4 protein-coding genes and 1 pseudogene are annotated in these 6,463 nt (G+C 43.0%); 1 reads left to right on the top strand and 4 read right to left on the bottom strand.

Annotated elements, in window-relative coordinates:
* Positions 1-19: 19 nt before the first annotated feature.
* The 3 genes from ACYRY3_RS02815 to ACYRY3_RS02805 form a co-directional block, all read right to left on the bottom strand.
* Entirely contained in the window at positions 20-265 is a 246-nt protein-coding gene (locus tag ACYRY3_RS02815) for a hypothetical protein (protein ID WP_460200258.1), read from the bottom strand.
* A gap of 97 nt (positions 266-362) precedes the next feature.
* On the bottom strand, positions 363-785 hold the full coding sequence (locus tag ACYRY3_RS02810; RefSeq protein ID WP_460200256.1) for a tetratricopeptide repeat protein: 423 nt from the start codon (positions 783-785) through the stop codon (positions 363-365).
* Positions 786-864: 79 nt separating this feature from the next.
* Entirely contained in the window at positions 865-1,221 is a 357-nt protein-coding gene (locus ACYRY3_RS02805) for a HesB/IscA family protein (protein WP_460200255.1), read from the bottom strand.
* 349 nt (positions 1,222-1,570) lie between these two features.
* On the opposite strand from ACYRY3_RS02805, the pseudogene ACYRY3_RS02800 reads away from it, so the two are divergent.
* Positions 1,571-2,854 (top strand): annotated as a pseudogene (locus ACYRY3_RS02800) (DUF6930 domain-containing protein); the annotation flags it as partial.
* A gap of 785 nt (positions 2,855-3,639) precedes the next feature.
* Here ACYRY3_RS02800 and ACYRY3_RS02795 read toward each other — a convergent pair.
* Positions 3,640-6,423: an ATP-binding protein gene (locus ACYRY3_RS02795; RefSeq protein WP_460200254.1), complete on the bottom strand. Its 2,784-nt coding sequence runs from the start codon at positions 6,421-6,423 to the stop codon at positions 3,640-3,642.
* Positions 6,424-6,463 lie beyond the last annotated feature (40 nt).

Raw genomic sequence — 6,463 nt, 5'->3', positions numbered from 1 at the left:
AATGACAAATGACAAATGACTAAGGACTAGAGAGAAATTTCCGAGAAACCCAACTGATAATTCCATTGATAAGGGCACCAGCCATAAGAATACCAATAGCTGGGTTAAATACGGGTTGCCACAGCTTGTACCACAAATCCAAGCCCAGTGGGACACCAAGTGTTTTACCAGTAACTGCTACCGCTAACCATCCAAAGCCGAATAAGACCAGAAATACATCCGCCATTAACAGTATATTTAGCCAGTTTAAAAATTTGTCTTTCATAAAAAAATAGGGGATAGTGGTTAGTAGGCGCGTAGTAAGCAGTTAGCAGTAATTTCCCACAGCTAACCACTATCTACTATCCACTAACCAATAACATTTACTCTGGAAATAGCCAACCTTTGACTTTTATCAAACTTTGCCAATCCGGTTTTCTACTCAAACCATCTTCTATGTTGCTTTTGAGTTCCTCTTGCCACTCAGGATTCACAAACATCAACTGTTGGGCAAAGTCAACATGCTGGCGCAGACCTTTTTGACCGGTGTCTAACATTGCCAGAGCCAAATTGACCCTCGCTTGAGGATCTTGTGGATTCAGCTTGACTGCTTTTTGTGCAGCTTTTGATGCCAAACTGGGTTTATTGTCTAACAAATACAACCACGCCAAGCAAGTCCATGCAGAACTGTTTTTAGGGGCGCGATCGCAAAGCTCTTTAAACAAAGGTATTAATGAATCTGCTGATTCTCCAGCTTTATAGCGTTCTAAACCTGTATCAAACAGGGATTCAACCGTTTGAGTCATTAGTCAATGGTCAATAGTCATTGGTTAAGCTTCCGGTGCTTTTCGTCAAATGACAAACTACACTGGACAATGGACAATATTACACCCCAAAAGACTTACCGCAACCACAGGTTTGATTGGCGTTGGGGTTTGAGAACTGGAAGCCGCCGCCAATCATAGCATCGCTATAATCTAGTATTAAACCGTACAGATACAATAGACTCTTGCGATCGCATACAATTTTAAAGCCATCATAATCATAAACTTCGTCTTGAGGGGTAATCTTGCTGGGGTCTTCAAAATCCATGAGGTAAGACATCCCTGAACAACCGCCTTGACGCACTCCAACCCGCAAGCATAGGTCTGTACCTTGCTTATCTCGCAAGAATTTCACTTGTCGGAATGCGGCTTCGCTCAACCGAATTCCCGCTTGTTGAGTCTGAGTTGCTTGTGTCATCTCTTGTTTAAACTCCTTGCCTGGTTTAAGATTTGCTCTACCGCAGCAGAGATTCTGAGTTCAACCCGTATCCTGCTGTTCGTGCTAGCTTAATTAAGTTTTTGATTCCATTGTAGCGATATTAGGGTCCTAGGTTGGCAAATTGTAAATACTCCGTCCAAAGCACGCAAATATTTTTATTCTAGAATTGAGAGATTCGGTATGTAAAAATTCAATATTTTTGAAGTATATGCTTTGTAGCAAAACCCCTCCGCAATCAGTTTTCACCAAATACCAAGGTTTTTCAGCCTGGGTCGTTGTGTAACCTAAAAAATTGACTTTTTTATTTATTTTTTGATTTAAAGACTCTATGACAAGTTTTAATTGCTCTACCAGTCGTCGGCTGAAGAAATTAACTCAGATTCCTTCTGTATGGGAGGGCGATCGCCGTCCGTTGTCATCATCACAGATCCAAAGCCCGGACTTGGAAGCACAGGGTGAGTGTATTGTATGGGTGGACGGTACGCAGGGTATTGTCCGGGGAATGGACGTAGTAGCGCCAGAGACAGGTCCGGAAGCAGTTGTTCGCACCTTAATGCGAGCAATGGAAAATCCTCACAGCCCAGCAAAACCTGCTCGTCCTCAAAGAATTGTTGTCAGAGACAGAGAAATCCAATTCTACCTACGCGGAGTACTTCAAGATTTAGATATAGCAATTGACTATTCACCAGAATTGCCCCTAATTGACGAATTATTTCGTGGATTTGCTGAAATTTTGGACAGTCAAGTCCCGGATTTGCCCCCCCAGTACGCACAAGCGTTGCGGGAAAAGGCATTTGCCATTTGGCAAGCAGCCCCTTGGGAATTATTGGAAGAACAGCAAATTCTGTCCATAGAGATTAACAAATGGGATGTTGGAACTGTTTACGCCAGCGTTATGGGAATGCTGGGGATGGAGTACGGAATCCTGTTGTATCGTTCAGAGGAGTCCTTAAAACGTTTTCGCGCAACAGTTTTAAAAGATGATGAATCACAAGGGCACTTGGAAGAAGCTTTTCTCAAGCAAGATTGCCTGTTTCTCACTTTTGAGGGTGTGGATGAAATCGAAGATGAGGATGATGAATTTAGCGATTTAGCAGATTTGCCGCTTTCTGAAATAGAACCCACCTTTGGCAATATCCATCCCTTGGAAGGGCTGAGGTCTGTTTTATATGACGAAGAAGCACTAGTCGTTTTAGTGGCGTTAGAAAGCCTTTACCGCTTTATACGCGACCATCGCCGCCCACTCAATGGTGATACCTTCCCCGCCCTAAACCGACGCTACCGCATTTTGCTGCCCGAATCTTCAGATGAAGCAACAAAATCATTGCCTGTTGTTGTCTCCACCATGCCGCAGTTGGCTGCAGAATTAGAGGAAATAGCGGGTTTTAACGATGATGAAGACGATGAAGACGATGAAGAAGAAACGGAAGAAATGTCCTTATTCCGGTCATTGCGAGATGATTTAATCCCAGAAGACTCCTTCCTCAGCTTGGGTGTTGTGTCCTGGGAAATGTTGGATTACTTGCGTAAAGGAGCAAAATATTATAAAGCGGGGGAAGTGGCGCAAGAAGGGGATGGATTACCAGTGATTTTAATTCAAACTTCCCGTCCGGATCTATCGTGGGTGTGGGTTCTGGTTCTGGATTTTCAGTAAAGACAGGAGAAGGAGTAGGTTCCGGTTGTTGGTTTTCAAAAGGATCTACCGTGGGTGTGGGTTCTGGTTCTGGATTTTCAGTAAAGACAGGAGAAGGAGTAGGTTCTGGTTGTTGGTTTTCAAAAGGATCTACCGTGGGTGTGGGTTCTGGTTGTCGATCCTCTGGAGGAATTGGTGCAAAGTTTGGTTCTGGCTGAGGAGGTTCTGGGTCTACACTGACTTTAGACTCAGGTAGTGGGCTTTTAGGCTCAACCTTCTGTGTTGTTGGGATTGGAGGGGTATTCGTAAAAGCAATAGCATTTCTATCTTCTGCTGGAGAAGAATTCGCGGTTAAAGCCCTTTGAGGAACTTGCTTTGCTACCTTTGCTGAAGTAGGGTTTTGTGCTGTTGGTGGTCTTTTGGGTGAACTTGATTTTGGTTTGACGTTGGTTGCCGTTTTACGTGGAGAAATCGTTATAAATTCTATAGGTACGGCATGAGAAGAGCTTTTCTGTGATAAGAGACCAAATCCGTAAGACCGCATCAGCCCCAATAACACCAAGTGCAGAGCCACTGAACTTACGGCTACAGCAATCCACAAACCGGGTGGATCGGTATGTCGTCTCCATGTTTTATCTGATATTGGAGTTTGGTCAGTCACCGATTGTGTCATATGTATAAATTGTTAGTAGTTATTAGTTGGTAGTTAGTGGTTAGTTGTTGTTGATACTAGCTACGAACTACTAACCATTAACCATTAACCATTATCTATTAGCTACAACTTCTGGTGTCACAGAGAAGGTAAGAACTGTTTCGTCTACTCCTTTGAGTTCTAAAGGGCTGCATTTGGTAATTTCATCATCTTCTAAATAATCTGCGACAGCAGCAGAAACCAGTATAGTACCGGGAGCAGCTGCTTGTTGTAACCGAGCTGCAATATTGACGCTAGGACCAATCGCCGTGTAATCAGCGCGTTCATCACTACCAAACATTCCTACCACTGCTGTTCCCTGATGGATACCGCAGCGAAATTCCACACCACTACGCCCGTCTGTATCAAAAATACCTTGCTCTTTCCAGCGTTTGTTTAACTGTTTCAGCGATCGCAGCATTGCCCTTGCTGTATTAATAGCGCGACGTACCTGTTCATTTGGTGTTAATTCTTCTGGTGCTCCAAATAAAGCTAATATTGCATCTCCCATAAACTTATCTACTGTACCGCCGTTGTTAAACACGGCTCGTGTCATTTCTTCTAGATATTCATTTAACAATTCTGCAACTCGTCGCGATCTTAAAGTATTTGAGAGTTGAGTAAAACCCACAATGTCACTAAACAGAACTGTAATTAAACGCGGTTCTGGTCGCAAATCCAAAACCAATTGTCCTACTGCTGCTTTTTGCACCAAAACTGGTGGTAAAAAGCGCTTGAGTACTGACTGTGTCAAGTAAGTATTTAACTCCAAAACCCGCCGTTCATTTTCCTTCAGGGCTAAAAGATTTCTCACCTCTGCCAGAAGTTCCCGGTCATTAAATGGCTTGGCGAGGTAAGCATCTGCACCGCGTTCTGTACCTTCAATACGAGTTTCTTCATCGACTTTTGCTGTCAACAGGATAATTGGTATGCCTTTCAACCTCTCCTCATGGCGGATTTGGCGAATCATTTCCAATCCAGATATCACAGGCATCATGAGGTCGCTAACAATTAAATTAGGTACAAATTCCCTAGCTATACGCAAACCTTCTAAACCATTACGAGCTGTTTTGACCTGATAACCATTGGCACGAAGAATACCAGATACATATGTTCGCAAGTCCGGGTTATCATCTACAACCAAGACTGAATAACCGTTTTTGAGTGTTGAGTCTTGGCGTTCGGAATCTACTACATGGCTTTCGCTGCCATTTGATAGTTCTATCAGTTCTAAATCAGCCAATTCCACACTAGCACGGCTGGTATTCAACTCGCATGGCGTTTCTACAAGTTGCTCTGGGTTTAAGTGAGTGCTGCCGGGAAGCAGCCATACACCAAAGGTAGTCCCTTGTCCATAAACTGAATTAACGTTGACTTCACCACTGTGGAGTTCTACCAATTCTTTGACTAGAGCCAAACCCAAGCCACTGCCTTCATAAGAACGATTCTCTGAGCCTTCTGCTTGACGAAACCGCTCAAATAAATGGGGAATTTGTTCCTTAACGATGCCAATTCCGGTATCTTGTACCTGTAATAAACATTTGTCTCCCACTCCTTTGACGGTGACGTTGATGGTTCCACCATTGGGAGTAAATTTCATGGCATTTGACAGGAGGTTGTAAACCACTTTGTCAAATTTTTCCATATCCAAGTACACTGTGGGGCATTCTTCAAACGTTGTCAGCAGGTTCAATTCCTTTTTCTCGCAGTAAGGGCGAAATGATTCAACAATTTGACTGACAAATTCAACTAAATTACAAGGTCGGAATCCGGGCTGCATTCTACCTGCATCCAATCGTTGCAGATCCAGGAGTTGATTGACCAGCCGCAGCAATCGACGGGAATTACGCAATGCGATCGCGCTTTGTGAGTAGGACAGACCCTCATTAGACGCAACAGCTGCTTCCAAGGGTCCTTGAATCAACGTTATGGGAGTGCGGAACTCATGAGAGATATTCTGAAAAAATTCCGTTTTTTGTCTATCTAATTCTATTAATCGCTCGGCTTGTTCGCGGGTTTTTTGATAAAGACGTGACTGCTGCACGGCGATAGCGGCTTGGCTTGCGACTGCTTTAGCCAACTCAATATCTGACGATAGCCATTGCCTTGCTGTGCTATTTTCGCGCAGAGTAATACAAGTTGCTTCTAAATCCAAGCTTTGCCCAAGGGTCTGAGTTGCTCGTAAAAGAGCCGTTGCACCCCTTTGATTGCGAGCTGCTACATAAAAAGATTGACAGCTTTCCAAAATAATACCAATTGATGCAGCAAAGTCCCGAAAGCGTTCTTCATCTTCAATATCGAAGGGAACATCTCCTGTTTTATTTGCCAGTTGTACAACTGCTACAACTTGATTTTTACTGCTTAAAACTGGCATACATAAAATGTTATGAATCTTATAACCCATTTGTTTTTCTAATTCTGGGTTGAAAAGGGGATGAGAAGAGGTTTCTGATATGTTTAGATATTGGCTGGTACTTGCAACATGACCGGGAATACCAACATTTATGGGAGTGCGGATTTCTAAAGGTTTGTGAATATTTTCTTGAGGAATTTTTGACCACAGTTGACCTTTGTCATGGTCAACAAGAAAAATTGTGGTATGCTGAGCTTGGAGAATTTGACCAATTTTGAGTGTAATTGCTTCTAAAACTTTTTCCAGCATTGTTTCTAGAGCTTCGTTATTAATAAGTTCAATCGCTCTTAGAAATTGCTGAAACTCAGCTGTTATAAAATCTAGCAAGCAAACGAATTCGTTAACGGATAAGTCTTTGACACGGCGCAATAAAGCGTTTGTGCGGTTGACTTGAGTTAGTTCTGTTAATGTAGCCAGGACGCTACCAGTATTTAGGAGAGTCATGGAATTTGTGGATGAAATTGGTTAGTGGTTAGTGGTTAAT

This window comes from Scytonema sp. NUACC21 (assembly GCF_054684315.1).
This window is presented reverse-complemented; position numbering and strand designations above follow the sequence as displayed.

Coding starts and splice junctions, on each gene's coding strand:
- ACYRY3_RS02815 (WP_460200258.1), bottom strand. CDS start 265: ATGAAAGACAAATTTTTAAACTGGCTAAATATACTGTTAATGGCGGAT.
- ACYRY3_RS02795 (WP_460200254.1), bottom strand. CDS start 6,423: ATGACTCTCCTAAATACTGGTAGCGTCCTGGCTACATTAACAGAACTA.
- ACYRY3_RS02810 (WP_460200256.1), bottom strand. CDS start 785: ATGACTCAAACGGTTGAATCCCTGTTTGATACAGGTTTAGAACGCTAT.
- ACYRY3_RS02805 (WP_460200255.1), bottom strand. CDS start 1,221: ATGACACAAGCAACTCAGACTCAACAAGCGGGAATTCGGTTGAGCGAA.